The organism is Bradyrhizobium sp. HKCCYLRH2047 (assembly GCF_051168175.1).
In the GTDB taxonomy this organism is placed as follows: domain Bacteria; phylum Pseudomonadota; class Alphaproteobacteria; order Rhizobiales; family Xanthobacteraceae; genus Bradyrhizobium.
In genome coordinates, this window is record NZ_JBNPUM010000007.1 from 304,248 (window position 1) to 327,247 (window position 23,000).

The following is a 23,000-nucleotide window of genomic DNA, read 5'->3' on the forward strand; positions in this document are numbered from 1 at the left end:
CGCAAGCTCGTGGTGGGCACGGCGCTTGCGCGCCTTTGCCCATCCTACGTAAACATCAAGCCCCCTCGATTTCCTCGCGCAGCACTTCCAGCTCCAGCCAGCGGTCTTCCGCGGCGGTGAGCTCGGCCTGCGCGGTGGCGATGGCGAGGGAGGCGGCGTCGAACTTTTTGCGGTCCTTGGCGTAAAGAGCAGGATCCGCGAGCACGGCCTGCTGCTTGGCAATCTCGGCCTGCAGCTTCGCGATCGTCTTCGGCAGGGTCTCCAGCGCGTGCTTCTCGTTGAAGGAGAGCTTGCGCTTCGGCGCGCTCGCCGGCGCTGTCGCAGCCGGCTTGGACTCCTTCTTCTCCTCAGCCGCCTTGGCATGCTCGCGCTTCAGGTCGGCGCCGCGCTGCGCCAGCATGTCGCTGTAGCCGCCGGCATATTCCTGCCATTTGCCGTTGCCCTCGGGCACGATCACCGAGGTCACGACGCGGTCCAGGAAGTCGCGGTCGTGGCTGATCAGGATCACCGTGCCTTCGTAGTCGCCGAGCATGTCCTCGAGCACGTCGAGCGTCTCGAGGTCGAGATCGTTGGTCGGCTCGTCCAGCACCAAGAGGTTCGATGGCTTGGCCAGCGCGCGCGCCAGCATCAGCCGGCCGCGCTCGCCCCCCGATAGCACTTCGAGCGGCGTGCGCATCTGCTCGCGCGAGAACAGGAAGTCCTCCATGTAGCCGACGACGTGCCTCGGCTTGCCGGCCACCATGACGTGATCGCCGCGGCCGCCCGTCAGCGCGTCGGCGAGCGTCGTCCGGGGATCGAGGCTCTCGCGGTGCTGGTCGAGCGTCGCCGTCTCCAGATTGACGCCGAGCCTGATGCTGCCGCTGTCGGGCTCGCTGCCGCCGGTGAGCAGATTGACCAGCGTGGTCTTGCCGGCGCCGTTGGGGCCGACGATGCCGGTGCGGTCGCCGCGCTGGATGCGGATGGAGAAATTGTCGACGATCCTGCGGTCGCCATAGCTCTTCGATGCGCCCTTGGCCTCGATCACCAGCTTGCCGGACTTGTCGGCTTCCGCCGCGGCGAGATTGGCGCTGCCGGCCGTACCGCGATAGTCGCGGCGCTGCTGCCTGAGCGCATGCAGATTGGCGAGCCGCTTGACGTTGCGCTTGCGCCGGCCGGAGACGCCGTAGCGCAGCCAGTGCTCCTCGTTGACGATCTTGCGGTCGAGCTTGTGCTGCTCGCGCTCTTCTTCCGCCAGCACCTCGTCGCGCCACGCCTCGAATGCCGCAAAGCCGCGATCGATCTGCCTGATCTGGCCGCGGTCGAGCCAAGCGGTCGCGCGCGACAGATTGGTGAGGAAGCGACGATCGTGACTGATCAGCACCAGCGCCGAGCTTCGGCCGTCGAGCTCGTTTTCCAGCCACTCGATGGTCGTGAGGTCGAGGTGGTTGGTCGGCTCGTCCAGCAGCAGGATGTCGGGGTTGGGCGCGAGCACGCGCGCCAGCGCCGCGCGGCGCGCCTCGCCGCCGGAGACTTCAGCGGGATCCTCTTCTCCGGTCAGTCCGAGCTGCTCGACGAGATAGCGCGCCTGATAATGATCGTCGCCCGGCCCGAGTCCGGCCTCGACATAGGACAGCGTGGTGGCATGGCCGGAGAAATCCGGCTCCTGCGGCAGATAGCGCACCGTGGCGCCCGGCTGCACGAAGCGGGTGCCGCTGTCGCATTCGACCAGGCCGGCGGCGATCTTGAGCAGCGTCGACTTGCCGGAGCCGTTGCGGCCGATCAGGCAGACCCGCTCGCCTGGCGAGACCGACAGCTCGACACCCTGCAGCAGGGCCGTGCCGCCGAAGGTCAGGCGGATGTCCTTGAGTTGGATGAGCGGCGGCGCCATGAGGTTAGCTCTGCTGCTGGGTCCGCGCCGCGCGCTGGCGCTGCAGGCGGCGGATCGTGGTGTCGAGGGTGGAAAGGAAGGTGGAGCGGTCGCGCGGCGTGAACGAGCGCGGGCCGCCGGTCACCTCGCCCGATGACCGCAGATCGGTCATGAGGTTGCGCACGGCGAGCGTCATGCCGATCGACTCCTCCGTGAACGGCTTGCCGTTCGGCGCGATCACGGCGCTGCCGGCCTTGACGCAGCGGCTGGCCAGCGGAATGTCCGCCGTGATGACGATGTCGTCAGCGCCGGTGCGCTCGGCGATCCAGTCATCCGCGGCATCCATGGCGCTGCCGGCCGCCACGCGCGTGATCAGGGGATCCTCGGGCACGCGGATGAAGCCGCCGGCGACGACGGTCACCGGCAGGCCATGCCGGATCGCAACGCGGTAGATCTCGTCCTTCACCGGGCAGGCGTCGGCGTCGACATAGATGCGGATCGGGGCGGTTTCGGTCGTCATCGGGCCATCGGTTGGAATGGTCCGGTTGGTACCCCATCGCGCCGGGAATTGCGAGCCAAACGCGCCGCTTGCCAGGGCCTTTCCGGCCGCTACCATCGCCCGAAAACGGTGAAAGGGAGGCAAGGATGTCGGGCAGAATCGCGGCGTATGCGGTCGAGGCGTTCAACACGGCCAAGCAGTCCGAGAACAAGATGCACGACGACAGTGTGGCGCGGCGATTCGGCTTCGCCGGCGGTCTCGTACCCGGCGTCGAGGTGCTGGCCTATATGCTGCATCAGCCCGTCGCACGCTGGGGGCGGGCGTTCCTGGAGCGTGGGCTGATCGAGGCACGGTTCACCAAGCCGGTCTATGACGGCGAGATCGCGGAGGTCGTCGCGAACGAGACCTCCGACGGGCTCGCCCTCGAGGTGATCAGCCGAGGGCAGCTCTGCGCCACCGGTTCCGCTTCGCTGCCCGCGTCGGTGCCGGATGTCGTGCTGGCCGAGTACCGGGATGTTCCGGCCGCGGCGGTGCGGCCGCTCGTCAGTGCGGAGTCTTTCGCTGTCGGCAGCTGGCTCGGCACGGCGCCGCGCGCGTGGCCAGGGCAGGCGGCCGCCGCCTATCTTTCTGAGATTCGCGAGCGCGATCCGATCTATGCCAACGAACGGCTCGGCCATCCCGGCATGCTGCAGCGGGTGACGAACCGGCTGCTCGTCGACAACGTCGTCCTCGGCCCCTGGATTCACGTCGGCAGCCGCATGCAACTGCTGTCGGCGATCGAAGAAGCCGACGAGATCACCGCGCGCGGCCGTGTGGTTGCCAACTACGAGAAGAAGGGTCACCGCTTCGTCGAGCTCGATGCGCTGGTGGTCGCCAATGGCGACCGCCCGCTCGCGCATTGCCATCACGTGGCGATCTATCAGCCACGCGAACAGCGCGGATAGCCGCGACGAATCGCATCAGTCATCAAGACCATTTGATGGCTCGCTTGTGAATTCATTCACACTCAATCTAAAATTGTGTATGGTTTGGTTGGCCCGTAGTTGTGAGGGGGAAGGGCCAATGATCGGACATGGGAGATGCGGCGTAGCCGTGGGCTGCGTCATGGGGGACCATGAATTCTGGCAAGCGATGCACAAGGTGGGCAGATCGGGCCGGCCGCTTCGGTCGGAAGCGGCGTCGGAGCCGCGGTAACGTGCCCGCCATGTTGGATCATCGACACAACGCGTCCGTGCACTGAGCCGGGTCATGAAAGACCAGCGGGGACTCGACGGCGGCGATCAGGCCTGGCGCGATCTGTCCAGGATGAGCCGGCCGTATCTCAACGTCGTCGATTTCCTGGCAAGCTATGCACAGCGTCTGGCGGAGCTGTCGCGGGCGGCGACTGTGGAGATTGCCGTCGCCGATCTCGGCCGCATCGTCCTGTCCCGATCCGGATCGGAAACCGTGCAGGACTGGCTCAGCGAAAGAGACGGCGGTGTTGCGGCCACCGCCGAGCGCGAGCCGCGGCGTGCGCCGGAATGGCGGCTCGGACCGACGCCATCCGTGACGGCGCCGCTGGTCTATGCCGACGTCGGGATCGGCCGTTTGACGTTGGCCTGGGAGGGGCGGCGGGGCGGGCCGGACCTGTCCGACGCGCTGGCGGATTGCGCGCGCCAGCTCGCCTTCGTGATCAAGCGCCACGAGGTCTGCGAGTGGGCACGGCAGCGCCTGGGCCGCTCGCTGCTGTTGGTGGGTGTGAGCGAGGCGGTCCGAAATCTCGAGATCTTCGTCGAGAAGGCGTCGCACAGCGATCTGCCGTGCCTGTTGCAGGGCGAGTTCGGGACCGAGACGCCGTATCTGGCCGCCGCGATCCATTGCTGCGGGCCGCGCCGCGATCTGCCGTTCGTGCAGGTCAATTGCGCGCAGCCGCGGGGGGCGCCGCAGGACTGGTTTCGGCAGGCCGAGGGCGGCACGCTGTTCTTCAGCGACATCGACATGCTGGCGCCCGGTCTGCAGAACGAATTGCCGCAGCACATGCATTCTCGCCTGGGGCAATGGCTGGACGTGTCGAACACGACGCGCGTGCGCGTGATCGCCTCGGCCGGCGGCGATCTGCCGCGCATGGTGGCCGAGCGCTCCTTCTCGCGCCAATTGCTGGCCGAGCTCGACTTTCTGCCCGTCAGCGTGCCGCCGCTGCGCGAGCGCTGCGACGACATCGAGCCGCTCGTCATCGCTGCGCTCGAGGGACATGGTCATCGCGCCGAAGACAAGATCAGCGCCGAGATGCTCGATCTGTGCCGCAGCTATCCGTGGCCGGAGAACGCGTTCGAGGTCGAGCGCGTGGTCGCCCGGCTCGCGGTCATGACCGGACGTGCGAGGATCCGTGCCGAGGACATCAGGCGCTATTTCCCGGCTCTCCACGCGCGGGCCGAGCGCGTGACGGTGACGTCGGCGGCACCGTCACCGGCGTTGCCGGCGGCGAAGCCGCCGGCCGAAGCCGTTCGCGAGCAAGCGTCCGCGAGGCCGGAAATCGGGGCGGAAGCGGATGATTGGATTCGCCACGTGCTCAACAAGGACATCACGGCGCTGTCGCGCCTGCATCCCAATCTGCGCCGGGCACTTCTGTATCTCGTCGATCACTATGCCGAGCCGATCCGGCTCGGCAGCCTGGCACGCCAGGCCCATGTCAGCCAGTCGCATCTGAGCTTCCTGTTTCGCCACAGCCTGCAGACCTCGTGCAAGGCAATGCTGTCGCGCATTCGGGTCGAGAAAGCCAAGGAGTTGCTGTCAACAAATGCGCGGCAGCCGATCACCGATGTGGCGCTACAGGTCGGCTTCGCCGATCTCAGCCATTTCGAGAAATACTTCCGCCGTCAGGTCGGCCGCACCCCGCGCGAGTACCGGCGCATGGCGGCGGAGTGAGGGGGGCGGTTGTCCTCTTTCACAGAGGCTTTGGAAACATGTAAGCGCCGCCGAGGGTTGGTATGAAAAAGACGCATTTCCACCCAAGGCATTCTCCGTCGCCTAATGCCGGCGATGCTCAACGAGGTACGTCCAATCACCGGTCGACGGCGAGGACTCCGGTAGTTTGATCGAAGACCACATGGTGTCGTAGCGTCCTTCCCACTTCGGTGCTCTGGAATAGTCAAGAAACGGGCGCGCATTTGGCGGCGGCAGATTGAAAGCAAGATCGGTGGATGGATTGCTCGCGTTCAGGAGCATTGCGCCCAGCGCTTTCTCCACCATGTTGATCGCTTTACAGAGAGATTTGACGTCGTACGTCGCGAGCCGTGAGTAAGGTTTCTTTCCGGCCTTCTCTATGTACTCGCGTTGAAACTTTGCGAGTGCGTCCAGCCAAATCGCAGCCGTTTCTCCCGACAAGAGAACTTCGCCGAGCTTGCCGCAAAACGTGCGATCAAAGTCTTCCTTGCTGATCACGTCCAGCAGCGCAGCCTTAAACCAGAGTGCCGTTAAATCCTTCAGGTAGCTATGAAATGGCAACCAGCGCCACCAGCCCGGGAATTGGTCCACTTGATATGAATTGATCTGTTCCTCAAAGGGGTATGGATCCCGAAAGATCAACGTCGATTTTTCGGCGTATGCGATTTCCTGGAGCTTGAGCTGATTCATCTCGCTCAGAGCGCCCATTGCACCGCATACCACCTTGTTCGTAACAAGGAAAACAAACGCGGACTTCTTGAGTTCTGCAATAGTCATGTTCAGTTCGACTGGAACTTTCGCCGGATCAATCTGACCGACGTCCTTATAGATCTTTGTAAGCAATGACATGTATCCGCTATAGACTTCGGCCATGACGTTCAACCAGATCCAGGATGGCCGTGCCACGCCCTTGCTGAAGCGCAGATTTTCACGAGGTAGTTTCCACGCCATTTGGTATAAAAAATAACCTTGCAAGGTCATGGGCATGTTGACCTGCGAAGAAAAGCCTTCTTTTGGGTCTTTCTGGCTGCGCCCAAGGAGGATGTTGTTGAGGTAATCGTTCCACGGTTGTGGATCTTGGGGGCTTCCCTCGTTCTTGGCGAACGTCCATAGGGCCGCGCCGACATTAGTCGTATCGTCAATGTTGTTTTCGTTCAGTTGAACAAGAACTTGAGTGGAGCTGCGATTCTTCGCCTCGGCTTTCTTCAACGCTTTGCCAAAGAAATTCTTGACGAGGGTATCGAAGGCCTCGCTTGCGAACGCCGCCTTCCATTGCAGGAAAGTCACATATTTTTGCGTCGATGTCCCGGATACAGAAGCGACGAGATATTCAGCAAGTCGGTCTTTGGCAAGGTAGGCGTCCGCGACGGTCGAAAACCACGTCTTGCCCGTCGTGAGTTCGAAGACGTTGTCCGAATCGGTCTCGATCGTCCAGACGGCTTTTGCTTCCGGCGAGTCTCCAACCGTCAATTCGATGTCGGCTGCTTCAACGTGAGTGAATTGGAACACCCAGCTGTTGTGGCTGCAGAATTCGATCTCGAAGCCGTAGCTGTTGGGGCTGATCTGCTCGCCTCCTGACGCGATGACGACTTGCCTGTCGTCCTTGGTCACGAAGATCGTTGGTTCGTCGCCTTTTGGCATCCTGATCGTCCTCTTCTCTTTGTTTGATGTGAGCGCCGTATGCCTGCGAGTTTCGCATCCCCCGGCGCAATCGAATTGGAATCAGTTCTGATGTTCACCGTTTTGCCGTTGGCGTTACGCTCGGGGTCGATCGGCACGGCCCGCGCGCTGCGGCGGGACGGTAGTCCCGCGGCGATCGTCAAAGCGCGCTTCCGTTGGCGATCGTGATGATCGTGAAGCCGCTGGTCGGGAATCCGAGCGCTTGGCATGCGCCCCACGACACAGCAACGATCATGCTGTTGCCGGTTGAATTCACGAACGCATTCAGACTTTTTTGCTTGTTTGTTAGAGTTCCGCCGCTGCCGATCGCCATCTTGAAGAATCGAATGAGTAGTTGTTCGACGTCGACTGTCGTTGAATCGATGTAGACCGTTGGATCTTTAAGGGAATAGATGGGATCGGCGACCCTGCAGGTTTCCATCGTGTTCATCTGCAGCGCGCTGGCGAAAGCATATTGTGGAGTTCCCGGAGCGAATTGGCCGGGCAAGAGGAGGTTGGCGAGGCGGCCATCGTTCGTTTGGGCGTTGTAGGTGATGCCGGCCTCGACCTTGAAGACTGGCAGTGGCGGCGAGGGAGGTTGCGGCGTGTTGAAGGCGTAAGCGACACCCCAGAACGCGCCGACGCCCCTGAGATTGTTGGTGCTCAGTCCGAACTCGTTCACGGTGAGCATTCGACCATCGAAGCGGTCCGCCAGATTGCCGGCTTTCCCGATGTATCTGTTGTTGGTGGGAACGTTGACGATCACGTAGAGGCCGCCTTGGGTTCCCATGCCTTGGGGCAGCGCGCCAGGGAGGCCGGCACCCGGCGAGGCGAGGGTGTCCAGGCCACCGGTGCTGGCGAGATCGAAGATGATGCAGCACATCGGATTGGATCCTTCCGCGTGATAGGCGGTGCCGGAGGCGGTGTTCTTACGACCGCTTCGGGAGTATCGCTGACACAGCAGGTCGGATCACCCGCAGCCGCAGCGAGGTGGTTTGCGTGGCGTCAGGCGGAAGCCGCCGTCTTCTGTGGCTGGCTCGCCGCCAGCGCGGCGCTGATCGAGCGTTCGGCGGCGATGACGCTCTGCTCGGCCGCCTGCTGGGCCTCGGCGATGATGGCGCGGCCGGTGGCGGCCATCGCCGCGAGCTGACGATCGGTGAAGTTGGTGGCCTGGCGCGTGGCGACGATCGAGGCCGCGACGGCCTGCTCGGCCGTCTCGACCGTGGGCGGCGCGTAGTCCGCGGGCGGCTGCAGCGGTTCGACCTGCGCCCGGCGTGACAGCATGGCGGCCTGCGCCGCGGCCATCTTGCGCTCCATCGAGGCCGCCGTGCGACCAACCGCTTCGTTGAACGCCTGCTGGGCCGCGGCGATCGCGCGGGAGGCCTCCAGCAGGCGATGCTCGATCTGGTGGATGGAGTGCGAGGAGAGGGGACTGGCGACCTGCTCGTCCACCTCGATCACAGCCTCGTCCATCTCGCCCAGATGCTCCTCGATCGACACGACCTCGTCGGTGGCGCTCTCGATCAGCTCGGCTTCGACTTCGGTATCGCGCGCCGACTGAGCCGCCGACTGCTCCTCGATCTGCTCGATGAATGCTTCAGGCAACATCGGGCTGGCATAGGGATTGTCGAGCAGGATGTCGGGCTCGTTCTCCGGCGGAGAGGTCTGGGACGGGGGCTGCTCGCTCATGATGCCTGCCTCATGGGGTGTCGGACTCAACTCTTTTCGGCGGGCGGCGCGATCCGCCTGAATTGGCGCAAGGTGATGTCGCCGTCGGCGCCGAGGTAGAGCTCGGCGTAGAGATTGCCGGATTGCGTCGGCAGGATGCAGGAGCGTCCGTCCTGGCTGATCCGGCCGGTCTTCGGATGATTGGCCGAGAGGAACGACTGCGCGTTGGCGAGATACAGCGTGACGACCTGCTGGGCCGCCGCGCCGGTCTCCTGCGTGAATGTCGTGCTCTCGATGATGCGGCAGACGCCCTCCGACAGCCGGGCGAAACCGAGCCGCCGTCCCTGCCGCAGCCAGTTGTTGACGGCCGCGGCGACCTCGTGCGGGGGCACTAGGCCCCGCACCTGCGGACAGTCGAGCGCGCCGAACATCATCGGCAGCAGCGTCTGAACCGCGCCATTGGCCTGGGACAGGCGTTGCTCGGCAGAGCTGGCGGCGGTCTTCAGCTTGGCCGTCAGCGCCATGTAGATGCGGTAGTAGTCGCAGAACTCCTCGGGCGTGCGGGCCTGCTGCACGGCGAAGGCGGCCGCGTCGTTGCGGATGTCGGGCTCGCCGTCCTGCGGCTGCGGCAGCGCAATCAGCTCCCACAGCGCGATCGTCTCGTTGAGGCCAAGACACTGGAACAGCGGCGACGTGGCCACGCCAAACTGCGAGAGCAGGGCCGGGACCGCTGCGAGATCCGACTGCGCATGGATGCCGTGGGCGTTGAGGATGCTCTCGGTCTGGCTCGCCGTCGCGGCGTCTTGCGCGCCGGTCTCTGCCTTGGCAATCGCGCGCAGGTCACCGAGATTGAAGGTCAGGAGCTTGACCGGGCTGACCTGCAGGCCCAGACCGGGCAGCAGCGCCAGCGGCGAGCCGTGCAGCCCGTCCTGGATTTCGGCCATCATGCTGGTTTCGTCGGGGAAGCTGTAGCTCGCCGTCGGCGCCCGCACCGCCCATTCGAGCCATTGCACGCCGCCGTCGATGAACGCCAGAACCACCGCGCCGATCTCGGAGAGGCCGCCACGGCCTTGGATCAGCCTGTTTGCGACCGTCACCGACATGACACATCACCCCGACGGGAAGTTCTTGAGGATCGTGGAAGCGGCCGCGCCGATCTGGGCAAAGTCGTCGGTCGCCGATTTCATCATGCTCTGCGCCGTCACCAGCGCTTCGGCGTATTTCGGCTCGCCGGTCGCCAGCAACTGCGCCATGGCGACGCCGGAGGCCGTGGTCGCGATGGTCGAGACGTTGCGCAGCGCATCGGCCGCGTCCTGGATGGCGATGGCCGCCGATTGCGCCACCGACTGATAGGCCTTGCCGGCGCCGCTGGTGAGTACGACCTGCGGCGCCATGGTCGCCTTCTGGACCTGGTTGATCACGTCGATGATCTGGGCGTCGACATTGCTGGGCATCTGCGTATCCTCAACCGATCCGAAGGCTGCGGCCGGTGCTGGTTGCGGCGCCCCGGATCATGGCGGTCTCGTCGTCGGGTCTTCGGCTCAGGATCTGGTCAGGTCTTCGGAGGAGCGGGCGGGGTGCCGCCGGCCTCGGTGATCAGCTTGTTGAGGTCGCTCTCCGCGGTCTGCGCCAGGCCATTCGCGGTCGCGGCCTGGGCCTTCAGCGTGTCGATCGCGCTCGCCGCATCCGCATAGGCGGTCGCGATCGAGCTGCTCGGGGGTGGCGGCGTCGAGGGCGTCGTGCCGCCGGCGTCGGTGACGATCTGGTTGAGATCTGCCTGCGCGGTCTGCGCCAGGCTGGAGGCCGAGCTGGCCTGCAGTTTCAGCGCGGTCACCGCGCTTTCCGCTTCGGCAAAGGCGGCGGCGACGGCTGCGCTCGGCGACGGATTGGGCGGCGGTCCGGGGAGCGGATCGACGGCGGGCGGCGGGGGCTTCGGCGCGGGCGGCGGTGCGATGGGAAGCGGCACGGACAGCATCTTGGCGCACGCCGCGGTCACTGCCGCCGAGCCGATCACGCTCGCGCCCTGCTGCCGCCCGATCGCATTGTGCATGGCCATGCCGAGCGTCTCGACCATCACGGCGTCGAGCAGTCCGAAGGCCTGCGACGGAGACTGACCGGTCAGAAGCGTGACCACGCCGGTCGTCGAGTCGATGATCTGGCCGTTGACCGTACCCGGATCGCTCATGTCACGAACTCCCTTGCGCAATGATCATCGCCAGGACCTGCGCGAGCGCCGCGCCGGCCAGGACCTGGCCACGTTGCTGATTGGCCGCGGCGTTCGCCATGGCGAGCCCGAGGCTGTCGGCCATCGCCACATAGGTCATGCCCATGGCGACCGATGGGGCGAGCCCGACATTGACGACGTTGCCGTCGACCACGGTCGTCAACGATGCGGAGGCGGCTGGCACGACGAACGGCTCCCTTGGCCGGACGCAAGCCTGCGGCTAGCCGGGTGGCACCGTCGGTGGACGGACCGCTACACCAGGCCGAGCACCTTTTCGGTGGCGATGCCGGTCGTGCCGGTATCGAGGGTCAGCAGGGTGGAGATGCCCTGCGTGGTCGAGGCCTGCATCGTCACGTAGGACTGCTGCTGGTTGTTGGTCGCGTTGTGGGCCGCGTTGGACAGCGCCTGGCTGGTGGCGATGAACAGGTTGCCCATCGCGACGGCCGGCGCGTCGCCGAGCACCTTGGTGTTCACCTGGCTGATGGAGTCGGTGATCTGACTGTTGACGGCGGTGGGGAATGCCATGATGTCTCTCCTTTGCGAGTGCTGTTGGCGTGGGGTCGTCTCTCGATCAGCCGGGCATCACGCGCGGATGGTGCCTAGCTCTTCAGGATGGTCGACGTCGCCAGTCCGGTCGACGCCGTGTCGAGTGAGTAGAGCAGCGCGACGCCTGCCGTCGTCGCTGCCTGCGCAGTGACGTACATCTGTTGCTGCGCCAGGGTGGCGTTGTGCGCGGCATTCGCCAGCGCCTGCGCCGTCGCCTGATACAGGTTGCCCATTGCGATCGCAGGTGCCGTACCGAGGACCTGGACGTTGCTCTGGGTCACGGAGTCCGTGATCTGACTGTTGACTGCCGTGGGAAATGCCATCTCACCAGCTCCCTGGGATCATGAGGCGAGGGCCAAGATCGGGGAGTGTCCCGATCCCGCGCTCGGGCCTGGTCAGGACGACAGGATGTCCTTGGTGGCGACGCCGGTGGAGGCGGTGTCGAGCGAGTAGAGCGTGGCGACGCCCATGGTCGTTGCCGCCTGCGCGGTCACATAGCTCTGCTGCTGCGAATTGGTGGCATTGTGCGCAGCGTTCGCGAGCGCCTGCGCGGTTGCCTGGAACAGGTTGCCCATCGCGATCGCCGGCGCGTCGCCGAGCACCTTGGTGTTCGCCTGGGTGACGGAATCAGTGATCTGATTGTTGACTGAGGTCGGAAATGCCATGGCTCGATCCTTTCAGGTGGAGGTCATTTCAGCAGGTGGGTGGTCGAACGGGACGTGCGCGTCAGCTCGTCAGGCCCTTGACGCCGGTGTTGAGGATGTCGGCCGTCGCGACGCCGGTGGTGGCGGTGTCGAGCGAGTAGAGCGTGGCGACGCCCATGGTGGTGGCGGCCTGCGTGGTCACGTAGCTCTGCTGCTGCGCATTGGTCGCGTTGTGAGCCGCATTGGCGAGCGCCTGCGCCGTGGCCTGATAGAGGTTGCCCATCGCAATCGCGGGCGCATCTCCGAGCACCTTGGTATTCGCCTGGGTGACGGAATCGGTGATCTGGTCGTTGACCGACGTCGGGAAAGCCATCTCGTCATTCTCCCTCGTTTGAGCCGACATCCACCGCGTGACGCAGTCGTGCGTCGTTTGGCGTGGCACCGGCGTCCGGCGTGTGTTGAAGATGCCAACCGGCGTTGCAGCAACCTAAGGAAGATCGGGACGCTCGCGATAGTCGAAAGGGATGGAACTCAGGGACGAATCCCGGCGAAAATAACCGGATGACTTCATCGGTTCTGCCGCAATTCAGCGATTTTTCCGCACGCCTGCTGCGGTGATCGCGACTGGCATCCCCCGCTGCGGGCAGGGCGATCGCGTATGGAGGGAGCGTGAGACCGGCGCGCGGCAACGTCGCCGTGCGAACGGATCCTCTGCCATCTGCGCAAACGAAAGCCCGGCCGTTCGGGCCGGGCTTGATCAGGCAAAAGCGACGGCGATGCGCCGAAGACGACGGTTCTACGCCGCGGTCCTAGCCTTGCCGTCCTGGATTGCGCGCCAGAGCTTCTCGGTGGTCAGCGGCATATCGAGATGCTTCACGCCGTAGTCGGACAGTGCGTCGATCACCGCGTTGATCACGGATGCCATCGAGCCGGCGCAGCCGGCTTCGCCGCAGCCCTTGGTGCCCAACGGGTTGGACTTCGCCGGCACCGGATGGTTGTCGACCGTCATCATCGGCACGTCGGAGGCGCGCGGCAGCGCGTAGTCCATCAGCGATCCCGTGATCGGCTGGCCGCTCTCGTCGTAACGCAGGTGCTCCATCAGCGCCTGGCCGATGCCCTGCGCGACGCCGCCATGGAGCTGGCCGGCGACGATCATCGGGTTGATCACCGTGCCGAAGTCGTTGATCGCGGTGTAGGCGACGATCTGCGCGACGCCGGTGTCGGGCTCGATCTCGACCTCGCAGACATGGCAGCCGTTCGGAAACGTCGACTCGGTCGCGGTCGAATTGTGGTCGACGTCGAGCGAGGCCGGCACGCCCTCGGGCATCTTGCCCTCGCGCATGCGCCGCGCCAGCTCCATGATGTCGATGCTGCGGTCGGTGCCGGCGATGGTGAACTGGCCGCTCGCGAACTCGATGTCGGCTTCCGAGGCTTCGAGCAGATGCGCCGCCGCCTGCTTGCCCTTGGCGATGACGAGCTGCGAGGACTCGACGATCGCCTGGCCGGTCGCGGTGATCGAGCGCGAGCCGCCGGTGCCGTTGCCGAAGCGAACGAGGTCGGAATCGCTCTGCTCCAGCCGGATCTTCTCGAAGGGCACGCCGAGCTGCGCCGACAGCACCTGCGAGAACGGGGTCGCGTGACCCTGGCCGTAATCGAGCGTGCCGGTGGTCAGCGTCACGCCGCCATCGGCGTCGAAGGTGATCTTGCCGAGCTCGCCCGACGGCGGCGCGGTCACCTCGAGATACGAGCCGACCGCGATGCCGCGCAGCTTGCCGTTCTTGCGGCTCTCGCGCTTGCGCCTGGCAAAGCCGGCGTAGTCCGAGACCTCCAGCGCCTTCTCGAACACCGCGGCGAAGTCGCCGGAATCATAGGTGACTCCGGACGCCGCCGGGAACGGCATCTGGCTCGGCTTGATGAAGTTGCGCTTGCGGATGGTGAGGCGGTCGATGCCCATCTCGCGCGCGGCGGTATCGATCAGCCGCTCCATGAAGTAGTTCGCCTCGGGCCGTCCGGCGCCGCGATAGGCGCCCATCAGGGTGACGTTGGTCAGCACCGTCTTGATGTCGACGCCGAGCAGCGGCGTCTTGTAGACGCTGGCGAGGTTCTTGCCGGTGTTGAGCGACAGCGGCAGCGGCGCCACGCCCATGATGTAGGCGCCGAGATTGCCGTAGCCGGACAGCCTGACAGCGAGGAACTTGCCGTCGGCGTCGAGCGCCAGCTCGCCATGGATGATCTGGTCGCGGCCCTGGCTGTCGGACAGGAAGGCGGTGGTACGCTCGTCGCGCCACTTCACCGGACGGCCCAGCGCCTTGGCCGCATGCAGGATGCAGACATATTCGGGATAGGAGACGTTCTTCATCCCGAAGGAGCCGCCGACATTGGTGGTGAGGATGCGGACCTTGTCCGGCGCGACGTTGAGGATCTTGGCGAGCGTTGCCTTGTTGCCGGAGACGCCCTGGGTCGGCACTTGCAAGGTGAAGCGCTCGGTCTTGCCGTCGAAGGCCGCCAGCGCAACGCGCGGCTCCATCGACACCACGGCGACGCGGGTGTTGACGATGTCGAGCTTGGTGACGTGCGCCGCCTTGGCGAAGGCCTCCTCGATCTTGGCGGTGTCGCCATAGTGGTAGTCGAGGGCGACGTTGTTCGGGATGTGGTCGTAGAGAAGCGGCGCGCCGGGCCTGGCGGCTTCCTCGGCATTGGTGACCGCGGGCAGGGGCTCGATATCGAGCTCGACCGCCTCGGCCGCATCGCGGGCCTGCGCGGCGGTTTCCGCCACGACGAAGGCGACGGGGTCGCCGACGAAGCGCACCTTGTCGGTCGCCAGCGCCGGGCGATTGGTCTGCAGCAGCGGTGAGCCGTCCCGGCCCTTCAGCGGCAGGCCGCAGGTGAACGGGCCATAGGCGGCCGCCGCGAGGTCGGCGCCGGTCCACACCCCGAGCACGCCGGGCATCGCCTTTGCGGCCGCGGTATCAATGCCCTTGATGATGCCGTGGGCATGGCTGGAGCGCACGATCCAGGCATGGGCCTGGCCGGGCAGGTTGAAATCGTCGGTATATTTGCCGTGGCCGCGCACCAGCGTGTCGTCCTCCTTGCGCCGGACCGGCTGCCCGACGCCGAATTTCTGCAGCGCGATCGCGTTTTCGAGGGAGGCCGGGGAGGTGTGATCTTGCATGGATGAGGACCCAACGGGCTGGATTGGTCGCAAATGCGGGCTGTTCCCAGATAGTGCAGCGCCCGCGGCCGGACAACGGTTGATTAGGAATGGTGCATCACGCCTGACGGAGGGGCTGTTGCGCCGGCGCTATCCACTGATAATGTCTAGGGAAAGAGAACTTCCATCTGGGCCGGTCCGGCCAGCGGAAAGACATTTGAATGATCAATGACACGCGGCTGCGGGAGAGTCCCACGCCGCGCGGGAACCTGAAGCCCGGCTTGCGTCCGGGTCTGGACGTCGCGACGCCTTCCTGCGCCAGCAATGGCAGCAGCGTCTACGCGGCCCTGGACCTCGGAACCAACAATTGCCGGCTCCTGATCGCCTGTCCTTCGGGCGACAGCTTCCGCGTGGTCGACTCGTTCTCGCGCATCGTCCGGCTGGGCGAGGGCATCTCGACCACCGGCTGCATCAGCGATGCGGCGATGGATCGGGCCATCGCCGCCCTCAGCATCTGCCGGGACAAGATCCAATCCAAGAAGGCCAGCCGGCTGCGCCTGATCGCGACCGAGGCCTGCCGCGCCGCCGCCAATGCCGACGGGTTCCGCAGCCGGGTGGTGGCGGAGACCGGCATCGAGCTCGAGGTGATCGACCGTGAGACCGAGGCGACGCTGGCCGTCAAGGGCTGCGCGCCGCTGCTCGATCCGGGCGGGCGCGGGGCCATCCTGTTCGATATCGGCGGCGGCTCCAGCGAGCTGGTCAGGATCGAGCGCGATCCGGCCGACCGCAACGCCGAGCCGCGCATCAAGGCCTGGATGTCGATCCCGCTCGGCGTCGTGACCTTGGCCGAACGCTTCGGCGGTCGCGACGTGACGCCGGAGATCTATGCCGTCATGGTCGAGGCCGTGGCCGAGCATGTCGGGCCGTTCGCGGCCGAGAATGGCCGCGACCTCTCCGGCATGCATCTGCTCGGCACCTCCGGCACCGTGACGACGCTCGGCGGCATTCATCTGAACCTCGCGCGCTACGATCGGCGCCGGGTCGACGGCATCTGGATCAACGATGCCGACATCACGACGACGATCGCCAAGCTGCTGGCAATGAGCTACCAGGAGCGCGCCGAGAACAACTGCATCAGCATCGACCGCGCCGACCTCGTGCTGGCGGGCTGCGCCATTCTCGACGCGATTCGCCTGGCGTTTCCCCTGCCGCGGCTGCGCGTCGCCGATCGCGGCCTGCGCGAGGGCATGCTGGTCGAGATGATGCGCGAGGACGGCGCGCTCAGGACGGCGTAGCAAGAATTGACGACGTCATTCCGGTGCGGTCGGACGAAAGCAGCGAAGCTGCTTTCGTTTGGCGCGAACCCGGAATCTCGCTCCGCAACTTCTGGATTCCGGGTCCCGCCCTGACGGGCGGTCCCGGAATGACCTCAGAGATCAAGATGGCAAAAGACACCACTGGCCGCATGCATGTGCAGGTCAAGACCGGGGGCAAGCGCAAGCTGTCCTCGAAACTCTGGCTGGAGCGCCAGCTCAACGATCCCTATGTCATGAAGGCCAAGCGCGACGGCTACCGCTCGCGCGCGGCCTACAAGCTGCTCGAGATCGACGACAAGTATCATTTGCTGAAGCCCGGCATGACGGTGGTCGATCTCGGCGCTGCGCCCGGCGGCTGGAGCCAGATCGCGGCGCGTCGGGTCGGGGCCGAAGCCGGGAAGGGCAAGGTGATCGCGATCGATCTGCTGGAGATGGGCGAGATCCCCGGCGTCACCTTCACCCAGCTCGACTTCCATGCCCAGGATGCGCCGGAAAAGCTCCGCGCCATGCTCGGCGGGCGTGCCGACGTGGTGATGTCGGACATGGCGGCCAACACCACCGGCCATCGCAAGACCGACCAGCTGCGCATCGTCGGTCTCGTCGAACTTGCCGCGCATTTCGCCAGTGAGGTGCTCAAGCCGGGCGGCAGCTTTCTCGCCAAGACGTTCCAGAGCGGCGCCGATGCCGACTTGATGGCGCAGCTCAAGCGCGATTACGCCAGCGTCCGCCACGTCAAGCCGGCCGCGAGCCGGCAGGATTCGTCGGAGCGCTACGTGCTGGCGATGGGTTTCCGCGGCGGAGAGCAGGCCGACCTGTTGTAATGGCGTCATTGCGAGCGGCCCGCGCCGGCGATACAGAGCAGATGCAACACGGTCTCGGGAATCGGCTTGGGCCGACGAGACCCCTTCCGGAGGTCCCCGAATGCGTGTCCTGACCTGCAGCGCTGTCGCGGTCGCTTTGATGGTGGGCTCGGCCATATCGGCGCCGGCTCATGCCCAGGCCTACGATCCGCGCTATCCCGTGTGCATGAAGGTCTATGAAGGCGGCCGGTTTGGCGGTGGCGAGTGGATCGACTGCAGCTACACGTCGCTGCCGCAATGCCGCGCCACGGCGTCCGGCCGCGCGGCGATGTGCGACCTCAATCCATTCTACGCGCCGCCGGCACCGCCGCCGCGCGGCAAGCACCGGCGGCATCGCTGAAACATTTCATGACGCTGCGGCCGTTGCCGTGCCGCAATCGGACTGAAGATTCGCGACCTCCTCTTCATCGGGCTGCCGCCATGCCGCATCGTTTCATCGTTTCGCTTGTGATGCTTCTGCTGCTGGTGCCCGCGCTTGCGACGGCCGCTCCGTCGCACAAGCGCAAGGCTCATCGCTGGCAGGGCTATGGCTTCCTGCCGGGCTATAAGCAGCCGCCGAACAACAGCCTCCCGCTGTACGCGGACAAGGAAGCGATGCGCAACGGCCCGCCGCGCGGCAGCCGCCGCCACTGGTACATCGACGGCACCCCGAAATACATGCTCTACAACGGCGAGTGGCATTATTTCGGCCAGCCCGGCTTCTATCGCGGCCATTACAATGGCGGCAGCTTCGGCCCGTGCTGGACGCGGACGCCGGTGGGAATGGTCTGGACTTGCGGCTGAGCCCTCCAGGCCACTGAGCGGCAAAGTGCCTCGCGTAAAGGGGGTGCGCCATCCTGTCGCAGGGTAGCGCCTTGAATGCCCCCTTTGGGCCTGTAAGCTTTTGCTGTGTCTCGAGAATCCAAGAGCTGATCTGACCGGTCCGTGCGCAGTCGATCGTGCCGCCGTGCGCGTCTTGGTGCCGCATGATCGGGGTTGAGACGCGGATAGAGAAACGTGAGCCGCCGGGGCGGCCGTGGAGGGGTCCTTGAAGTCATTCTGTGCGCGCCTGTTCGGCGCAGCTGTTGCGTTGACGTTCCTGGCCGGTGCACCGGTCTCTGCCCAGCAATTGGAACTGAAGGTGATGGCGCCGGCCGCGCCCGGCGGCGGCTGGGACCAGACCGCGCGGGCCATGCAGCAGGCCTTCGTGGCGTCGGGCGTGGCGCGCAGCGTCCAGGTGACCAACGTCGCCGGCGCCGGCGGCACCGTCGGCATCGCGCAGTTCGTCACCGGCGCCAAGGGCGACGGCAACCAGCTGATGGTGAACGGCTTCGTGATGGTCGGCGCGCTCGCCATGAACAAGTCGCCGGTGACGCTGGAGCAGGTGACGCCGATCGCGCGGCTGACCGAGGAGATCCAGGTCATCGTCGTGCCGGCCAACTCGCCGATCAAGACGGCGCAGGACCTCGCCGCGGCGCTGAAGGCCGATATCGCCAAGGTCACCTTCGCCGGCGGCTCGGCCGGCGGCGTCGATCACGTGATGGCGGCGCTGTTCGCCGGCGCCGTCGGCGCCGACGCCAAGAAGGTCAACTACATCCCGTTCTCGGGCGGCGGCGAGTCGCTGGCGGCGATCCTCGGCGGCAAGGTCACGGCGGGCATTTCCGGCCTGTCGGAATATGACGGGCAGATCAAGAGCGGCAAGCTGCGCGCGATCGGCGTGTCCTCGGAGAAGCGCATTCCCGGGGTCGACATCCCGACCTTCAAGGAGCAGGGCATCGACCTCGTGCTCGCCAATTGGCGCTCGGTGGTCGCGCCGCCCGGCATCACGCCGGAGCAGAAGAAGGTGCTCAGCGACGCCGTCGAGAAGATGGTGAAGTCGGATGCCTGGAAGGAGATCCTGAAGCAGAAGGGCTGGGACGACGCCTATCTTCCGGGGGATGCGTTCGCCGACTTCCTGAAAAAGGAGAACGTCCGTGTCACCGACGTGTTGAAGTCGGTCGGCCTCGTCAAGTCATGACGACGGAGCGCGCCGGCGCCGAGACACCCGCCTCGGGAGGCGTCGACAAGGCCGGCATCGTCATTGCGGCGCTGCTCGCGGCCGTTGCGCTCGTGCTGGTCTACGACGCCAATCAGATCCCGGCGACCACGATGTACGGCATGGGCCCGCAGGTCATGCCGGTCGTGATCGCGATCGGGCTCGGCATTCTTGCACTGGCCAATCTGATCGATGCCGTGAGAGGCAAGCTGCCGCCGCGCGAGAGCTCCGATCCGGTCGCGGTGCTGCTGATCCTCGCCGGCCTTGCGCTCTTGATCGCGATCATCGGCTTCGGTGGCGGCTTCATCCTGGCGACGACGACGCTGTTCGTGACGACGTCGGCCGCGTTCGGCCGGCGCGCCTTCGTCACCGATCTCGTCATCGGCGCCGTGCTGACGACCGTGATCTATCTCGCCTTCGACCGTCTCCTCACCCTGAGCCTTCCCGCCGGTCCGCTCGAAAGACTGCTCTGATGGACACCTTTGCCGCGCTCGCGCATGGGATGGCGATCGCCGTCCAGCCCATGAACCTGCTCTATGCGCTGGTCGGCGTGTTCCTCGGCACCGCCGTCGGGGTGCTGCCGGGCATCGGGCCGGCGCTCACGGTCGCCCTGCTGCTGCCGGTCACCTACAAGCTCGATCCCGGCGGTTCGCTGATCATGTTCGCCGGCATCTATTATGGCGGCATGTATGGCGGATCGACCACCGCGATCCTGATCAACACGCCAGGCGAGAGCGCCTCGATGGCGACCGCGCTCGAGGGCAACAAGATGGCCAAGTCCGGCCGCGGCGGCCCGGCGCTGGCGACCTCGGCGATCGGCTCCTTCGTCGCCGGCACCATCGCCACCATCGGTCTCGCCTTCCTGTCGCCTTACCTCGTCGACATCGCCGTGCGCTTCGGTCCGGAGGACTACTTCGCGCTGATGTGCGTCGCCTTCGTCACGGTGTCCGCGACCTTCGGCGATTCACCGATCCGTGGCCTCACCAGCCTGTTCATCGGGCTGACGCTCGGTCTCATCGGCATCGACAAGCTGACGGGGCAGGCGCGGCTCGCCTTCGGCGTGCCGGAACTGCTCGACGGTGTCGAGGTGACGACGTTGGCGGTCGGCCTGTTCGCAGTCGGCGAGGCGCTCTACGTCGCCTCGCGCCGTCACCATAGCGAGGAGAAGATCGAGGCCATCAAGGGCTCGCTGTGGATGACGCGCGAGGACTGGAAGCGGTCGTGGAAGCCGTGGCTGCGCGGCACGCTGTTCGGCTTTCCGATCGGCGCGCTGCCGGCGGGCGGCGCCGAGATTCCCACCTTCCTGTCCTATTCGGCCGAGCGACGGCTGACCAAATATCCTGACCAGTTCGGCAAGGGCGCGATCGAAGGCGTCGCCGGCCCTGAGGCCGCCAACAACGCCTCGGCCGCGGGCACCCTGGTGCCGCTGCTGACCCTCGGCCTGCCGACCTCGGCGACCGCCGCGATGATGCTCGCGGGCTTCCAGCAATATGGCCTCAATCCGGGACCGCTGCTGTTTGCCGAGCGGCCCGATCTGGTCTGGGGCCTGATCGCGAGCCTGTTCATCGCCAACACGATGCTGCTCGTCCTCAACCTGCCGCTGGTCGGGCTGTGGGTGAAGCTGCTCGCGATCCCGACACCCTGGCTCTATGCTGGCATCCTCGTGTTCGCGACCATGGGCACGATCGCGGCAAAGCCGTCGGTCGTGGAACTGTCGATGCTGGCCGGCTTCGGCGTGCTCGGCTTCCTGATGCGCCGGTTCGATTTCCCGATTGCGCCGGTCGTGGTCGGGCTGATCCTCGGACCGATCGCTGAGAGCCAGTTGCGGCGGGCGCTCGCGATCAGCCTCGGCGATCCCATGACCCTGCTGCAGTCGCCGATCTCTGCAACTCTTCTGGTCGTCGCGCTGATTGCGCTGATCGCGCCGTTCATCTTGAAGGGACTCGGGCGCTTCAAGGCGAATGAGGATTGAGTGCGGCCCGCAAGCGGAAACCGCGCCATCGCAGTGCAACATAACGTGACCGGAGGGGGGCGCGGAGATCGGGCGCGGCGTGAAACGATGTGCCCGCGATCCGGTTTGGGTTGAGCCATCGAGACCGGAGCCTGGAACTCCGGATCAGCTGAGGAAGCGTCTTTCGGGGCGTGTCACCCCAAACCGAAAGAGACCCGATGACCGATCGCTTCGATGACGGTTTCAAGCCAGTCCCCGCGCAACGTCCCGTCGCTCCGAAGACCGCAACCCGTCCGCCGCGCCATCCCGTGATCCTGAGGGTGTCGGCGCTCGGCGTGGCCGGCATCCTCTCGGCGCTGATGCTGACCGCGGTAGTGCCGCCGATCGTGGCCGACCAGTCCGATCGCGCCGTGGTCGATGCGCCGGTGGTGCTGCTGACGTCCCCGATCGCGGGCCAGGTCGATTCGCTCACGGCCAAGCCGGGTGGCGAGGTTCGGTCCGGCGACCGCCTCGCAGAGATCACCAATCCGCGGCTCGACCGCACCACGCTCATCTCGCTGGAAGAAAAGGCGGGCGACGCGCGTCAGAAGCTGGACGCCACGCGTGCCAAGCATCAGTCTGATGTCGCTTATGTCAGCTCGCTCGATCAGGAGATCGCGAGCCAGGCCGGTCAGTTGAAGGCGCAGTTGCAGTCCCAGATCGAGGAGCTGCGTGCCCGCGTCGCGCAGTCGAACGCGCAGAGCAGCGAGAAGAAGGCCATCGTCGACCGCCAGAACCGCATGGTCGCGCGCGATGCCGCCAGCGTCGAGATGCTGAAGCCGACCGAGCAGCAATATGCGGCGGCGCTGCACGACACCGATGCGCAGACTGCCAAGCTGAACCAGAAGCTGACGCAGCTGAAGGCGCTCGACGCCGGCGTCTATGTCGGCGAGGATCTGGTCGCGCTGAACATGCTCAGTCAGAAGCGCCGTGACATCGATCTCGATGCAAGGCGGATGGAGATCGAGGAGAAGCAGCAGGCGGCCGTGCTCGACGATCTCGAGGGATTGATCAAGTCGGAGCGCGCGCGGCTGGCGCGGCTCGCTGCCGCGGACGTGCTCTCGCCCGGTCCCGGCAAGGTGCTGGCGGTGGGCGCCGACACCGGACGCCACGTCAGCGCCGGCGATACGATCGCCTCGGTGGTCGATTGCGACAAACGCTTCGTGGTCGCGATCTTCTCCTATCGGCAGGGCGAAGCGATGAAGCCGGGCACCAAGGTGCGCATCGATGGCGGCGGCTTCCATAGCGGCATCGTCAGCGCCGTGCTGCCGAAGACGAGCGACAAGGTCGACGAGCGCTTTGCCGTGCCATTTCCGCAGACCGAGCGGCGCGAGCTCTACGTCATGATCACGCCTGACGCTGCCGACGAAAAGCCGGCAGCGCAGCCGACCTCCGCGGCGACGCCGGCCTGCACGGTGGGGCAGTGGGTCACCGTGACGCGCGACAATGGCATCGTGCCGTCGATGTCGGTGACTTGGCGCCGGCTCGGCCACCTCGTTGCGTCGCTGACCGATCTGGACCCGTCTGAGCCGGACGAAGCGACGCGCCGTGCCGGTGTCAGCAAGCTCGACTCCGCCTTGCGGTCGCAACCGGCGCAGCAGCCGGTCTTCGACGAGCAGTGGCTGCCGACGGCGCGCGCGGTCTCGGCACAATGAGGCTTC

The 23,000-nt window shown here is 65.8% G+C and carries 24 protein-coding genes; 10 read left to right on the forward strand and 14 right to left on the reverse strand.

Going from position 1 to position 23,000, the window contains the following annotated elements; translation table 11 throughout:
• Positions 1-55: 55 nt before the first annotated feature.
• Positions 56-1,867, reverse strand: coding sequence for an ABC-F family ATP-binding cassette domain-containing protein (locus ACQR1D_RS18860; protein ID WP_434893949.1), 1,812 nt, complete (start codon positions 1,865-1,867; stop codon positions 56-58).
• Between the two features lie 4 nt (positions 1,868-1,871).
• A complete protein-coding gene (locus ACQR1D_RS18865; protein ID WP_315805062.1) occupies positions 1,872-2,366 on the reverse strand; it encodes a YaiI/YqxD family protein in 495 nt (164 codons plus the stop codon).
• A 125-nt stretch (positions 2,367-2,491) separates the two neighbouring features.
• On the opposite strand from ACQR1D_RS18865, the gene ACQR1D_RS18870 reads away from it, so the two are divergent.
• Positions 2,492-3,289 (forward strand): hypothetical protein, encoded by a 798-nt coding sequence (locus ACQR1D_RS18870; protein ID WP_315805061.1) that lies wholly within the window; start codon positions 2,492-2,494, stop codon positions 3,287-3,289.
• 304 nt (positions 3,290-3,593) lie between these two features.
• On the forward strand, positions 3,594-5,249 hold the full coding sequence (locus tag ACQR1D_RS18875) for a helix-turn-helix domain-containing protein (protein ID WP_434889884.1): 1,656 nt from the start codon (positions 3,594-3,596) through the stop codon (positions 5,247-5,249).
• Positions 5,250-5,351: 102 nt separating this feature from the next.
• On the opposite strand, the gene ACQR1D_RS18880 is transcribed toward ACQR1D_RS18875, so the two are convergent.
• From ACQR1D_RS18880 to ACQR1D_RS18935, 12 genes are all read right to left on the reverse strand, one after another.
• Positions 5,352-6,908, reverse strand: coding sequence for a hypothetical protein (locus ACQR1D_RS18880; protein ID WP_434889885.1), 1,557 nt, complete (start codon positions 6,906-6,908; stop codon positions 5,352-5,354).
• 178 nt (positions 6,909-7,086) lie between these two features.
• Entirely contained in the window at positions 7,087-7,809 is a 723-nt protein-coding gene (locus ACQR1D_RS18885) for a hypothetical protein (protein WP_434839022.1), read from the reverse strand.
• A gap of 122 nt (positions 7,810-7,931) precedes the next feature.
• Positions 7,932-8,615: a hypothetical protein gene (locus ACQR1D_RS18890; protein WP_316182633.1), complete on the reverse strand. Its 684-nt coding sequence runs from the start codon at positions 8,613-8,615 to the stop codon at positions 7,932-7,934.
• A gap of 26 nt (positions 8,616-8,641) precedes the next feature.
• Positions 8,642-9,697, reverse strand: coding sequence for a hypothetical protein (locus ACQR1D_RS18895; protein WP_316216324.1), 1,056 nt, complete (start codon positions 9,695-9,697; stop codon positions 8,642-8,644).
• A 6-nt stretch (positions 9,698-9,703) separates the two neighbouring features.
• Positions 9,704-10,048, reverse strand: a complete 345-nt coding sequence (locus ACQR1D_RS18900; RefSeq protein ID WP_315805055.1) for a hypothetical protein — start codon at positions 10,046-10,048, stop codon at positions 9,704-9,706.
• A gap of 98 nt (positions 10,049-10,146) precedes the next feature.
• Complete coding sequence (locus tag ACQR1D_RS18905; RefSeq protein ID WP_315805054.1) at positions 10,147-10,779, reverse strand: RebB family R body protein; 633 nt, start codon at positions 10,777-10,779, stop codon at positions 10,147-10,149.
• 1 nt (position 10,780) lies between these two features.
• Positions 10,781-11,002, reverse strand: coding sequence for a RebB family R body protein (locus ACQR1D_RS18910; RefSeq protein WP_434889886.1), 222 nt, complete (start codon positions 11,000-11,002; stop codon positions 10,781-10,783).
• A gap of 68 nt (positions 11,003-11,070) precedes the next feature.
• Complete coding sequence (locus tag ACQR1D_RS18915; protein WP_172108192.1) at positions 11,071-11,343, reverse strand: RebB family R body protein; 273 nt, start codon at positions 11,341-11,343, stop codon at positions 11,071-11,073.
• A gap of 74 nt (positions 11,344-11,417) precedes the next feature.
• Positions 11,418-11,687: a RebB family R body protein gene (locus tag ACQR1D_RS18920; protein ID WP_172108194.1), complete on the reverse strand. Its 270-nt coding sequence runs from the start codon at positions 11,685-11,687 to the stop codon at positions 11,418-11,420.
• A gap of 72 nt (positions 11,688-11,759) precedes the next feature.
• Entirely contained in the window at positions 11,760-12,029 is a 270-nt protein-coding gene (locus ACQR1D_RS18925; RefSeq protein ID WP_315805052.1) for a RebB family R body protein, read from the reverse strand.
• Positions 12,030-12,090: 61 nt separating this feature from the next.
• On the reverse strand, positions 12,091-12,381 hold the full coding sequence (locus tag ACQR1D_RS18930) for a RebB family R body protein (protein ID WP_315805051.1): 291 nt from the start codon (positions 12,379-12,381) through the stop codon (positions 12,091-12,093).
• Between the two features lie 423 nt (positions 12,382-12,804).
• Complete coding sequence (locus tag ACQR1D_RS18935) at positions 12,805-15,180, reverse strand: xanthine dehydrogenase family protein molybdopterin-binding subunit (protein WP_316216325.1); 2,376 nt, start codon at positions 15,178-15,180, stop codon at positions 12,805-12,807.
• Positions 15,181-15,380: 200 nt separating this feature from the next.
• Between ACQR1D_RS18935 and ACQR1D_RS18940 the strand changes: the two genes are divergently transcribed.
• The 8 genes from ACQR1D_RS18940 (at position 15,381) to ACQR1D_RS18975 (ending at position 22,994) form a co-directional block, all read left to right on the forward strand.
• Entirely contained in the window at positions 15,381-16,454 is a 1,074-nt protein-coding gene (locus tag ACQR1D_RS18940) for a Ppx/GppA phosphatase family protein (RefSeq protein ID WP_434839023.1), read from the forward strand.
• 146 nt (positions 16,455-16,600) lie between these two features.
• On the forward strand, positions 16,601-17,296 hold the full coding sequence (locus tag ACQR1D_RS18945) for an RlmE family RNA methyltransferase (RefSeq protein WP_316182643.1): 696 nt from the start codon (positions 16,601-16,603) through the stop codon (positions 17,294-17,296).
• A gap of 100 nt (positions 17,297-17,396) precedes the next feature.
• Entirely contained in the window at positions 17,397-17,675 is a 279-nt protein-coding gene (locus ACQR1D_RS18950; RefSeq protein ID WP_315805047.1) for a DUF3551 domain-containing protein, read from the forward strand.
• An 80-nt stretch (positions 17,676-17,755) separates the two neighbouring features.
• A complete protein-coding gene (locus tag ACQR1D_RS18955) occupies positions 17,756-18,118 on the forward strand; it encodes a hypothetical protein (protein ID WP_316182646.1) in 363 nt (120 codons plus the stop codon).
• A 244-nt stretch (positions 18,119-18,362) separates the two neighbouring features.
• On the forward strand, positions 18,363-19,331 hold the full coding sequence (locus tag ACQR1D_RS18960; RefSeq protein ID WP_434839024.1) for a Bug family tripartite tricarboxylate transporter substrate binding protein: 969 nt from the start codon (positions 18,363-18,365) through the stop codon (positions 19,329-19,331).
• Positions 19,328-19,822, forward strand: a complete 495-nt coding sequence (locus ACQR1D_RS18965) for a tripartite tricarboxylate transporter TctB family protein (RefSeq protein WP_315805045.1) — start codon at positions 19,328-19,330, stop codon at positions 19,820-19,822. Before ACQR1D_RS18960 ends, ACQR1D_RS18965 begins: the two co-directional genes overlap by 4 nt.
• Positions 19,822-21,321 carry a tripartite tricarboxylate transporter permease gene (locus tag ACQR1D_RS18970; RefSeq protein WP_315805044.1) on the forward strand — a complete coding sequence of 500 codons (1,500 nt, stop codon included), beginning with the start codon at positions 19,822-19,824 and terminating at the stop codon, positions 21,319-21,321. The genes ACQR1D_RS18965 and ACQR1D_RS18970 overlap by 1 nt, the downstream gene beginning before the upstream one ends.
• Before the next feature lie 197 nt (positions 21,322-21,518).
• Positions 21,519-22,994, forward strand: a complete 1,476-nt coding sequence (locus ACQR1D_RS18975; RefSeq protein ID WP_434893950.1) for an HlyD family secretion protein — start codon at positions 21,519-21,521, stop codon at positions 22,992-22,994.
• Positions 22,995-23,000: the final 6 nt, after the last annotated feature.

What these genes read in the sequence shown, in the direction of transcription:
- ACQR1D_RS18970 (WP_315805044.1), top strand. Translation starts at nt 19,822, where the DNA reads ATGGACACCTTTGCCGCGCTCGCGCATGGGATGGCGATCGCCGTCCAG.
- ACQR1D_RS18890 (WP_316182633.1), bottom strand. Translation starts at nt 8,615, where the DNA reads ATGAGCGAGCAGCCCCCGTCCCAGACCTCTCCGCCGGAGAACGAGCCC.
- ACQR1D_RS18870 (WP_315805061.1), top strand. Translation starts at nt 2,492, where the DNA reads ATGTCGGGCAGAATCGCGGCGTATGCGGTCGAGGCGTTCAACACGGCC.
- ACQR1D_RS18905 (WP_315805054.1), bottom strand. Translation starts at nt 10,779, where the DNA reads ATGAGCGATCCGGGTACGGTCAACGGCCAGATCATCGACTCGACGACC.
- ACQR1D_RS18975 (WP_434893950.1), top strand. Translation starts at nt 21,519, where the DNA reads ATGACCGATCGCTTCGATGACGGTTTCAAGCCAGTCCCCGCGCAACGT.
- ACQR1D_RS18935 (WP_316216325.1), bottom strand. Translation starts at nt 15,180, where the DNA reads ATGCAAGATCACACCTCCCCGGCCTCCCTCGAAAACGCGATCGCGCTG.
- ACQR1D_RS18885 (WP_434839022.1), bottom strand. Translation starts at nt 7,809, where the DNA reads ATGTGCTGCATCATCTTCGATCTCGCCAGCACCGGTGGCCTGGACACC.
- ACQR1D_RS18915 (WP_172108192.1), bottom strand. Translation starts at nt 11,343, where the DNA reads ATGGCATTCCCCACCGCCGTCAACAGTCAGATCACCGACTCCATCAGC.
- ACQR1D_RS18860 (WP_434893949.1), bottom strand. Translation starts at nt 1,867, where the DNA reads ATGGCGCCGCCGCTCATCCAACTCAAGGACATCCGCCTGACCTTCGGC.
- ACQR1D_RS18875 (WP_434889884.1), top strand. Translation starts at nt 3,594, where the DNA reads ATGAAAGACCAGCGGGGACTCGACGGCGGCGATCAGGCCTGGCGCGAT.
- ACQR1D_RS18895 (WP_316216324.1), bottom strand. Translation starts at nt 9,697, where the DNA reads ATGTCGGTGACGGTCGCAAACAGGCTGATCCAAGGCCGTGGCGGCCTC.
- ACQR1D_RS18880 (WP_434889885.1), bottom strand. Translation starts at nt 6,908, where the DNA reads ATGCCAAAAGGCGACGAACCAACGATCTTCGTGACCAAGGACGACAGG.
- ACQR1D_RS18940 (WP_434839023.1), top strand. Translation starts at nt 15,381, where the DNA reads ATGATCAATGACACGCGGCTGCGGGAGAGTCCCACGCCGCGCGGGAAC.
- ACQR1D_RS18865 (WP_315805062.1), bottom strand. Translation starts at nt 2,366, where the DNA reads ATGACGACCGAAACCGCCCCGATCCGCATCTATGTCGACGCCGACGCC.
- ACQR1D_RS18945 (WP_316182643.1), top strand. Translation starts at nt 16,601, where the DNA reads ATGGCAAAAGACACCACTGGCCGCATGCATGTGCAGGTCAAGACCGGG.
- ACQR1D_RS18965 (WP_315805045.1), top strand. Translation starts at nt 19,328, where the DNA reads ATGACGACGGAGCGCGCCGGCGCCGAGACACCCGCCTCGGGAGGCGTC.
- ACQR1D_RS18925 (WP_315805052.1), bottom strand. Translation starts at nt 12,029, where the DNA reads ATGGCATTTCCGACCTCAGTCAACAATCAGATCACTGATTCCGTCACC.
- ACQR1D_RS18950 (WP_315805047.1), top strand. Translation starts at nt 17,397, where the DNA reads ATGCGTGTCCTGACCTGCAGCGCTGTCGCGGTCGCTTTGATGGTGGGC.
- ACQR1D_RS18930 (WP_315805051.1), bottom strand. Translation starts at nt 12,381, where the DNA reads ATGGCTTTCCCGACGTCGGTCAACGACCAGATCACCGATTCCGTCACC.
- ACQR1D_RS18955 (WP_316182646.1), top strand. Translation starts at nt 17,756, where the DNA reads ATGCCGCATCGTTTCATCGTTTCGCTTGTGATGCTTCTGCTGCTGGTG.
- ACQR1D_RS18900 (WP_315805055.1), bottom strand. Translation starts at nt 10,048, where the DNA reads ATGCCCAGCAATGTCGACGCCCAGATCATCGACGTGATCAACCAGGTC.
- ACQR1D_RS18920 (WP_172108194.1), bottom strand. Translation starts at nt 11,687, where the DNA reads ATGGCATTTCCCACGGCAGTCAACAGTCAGATCACGGACTCCGTGACC.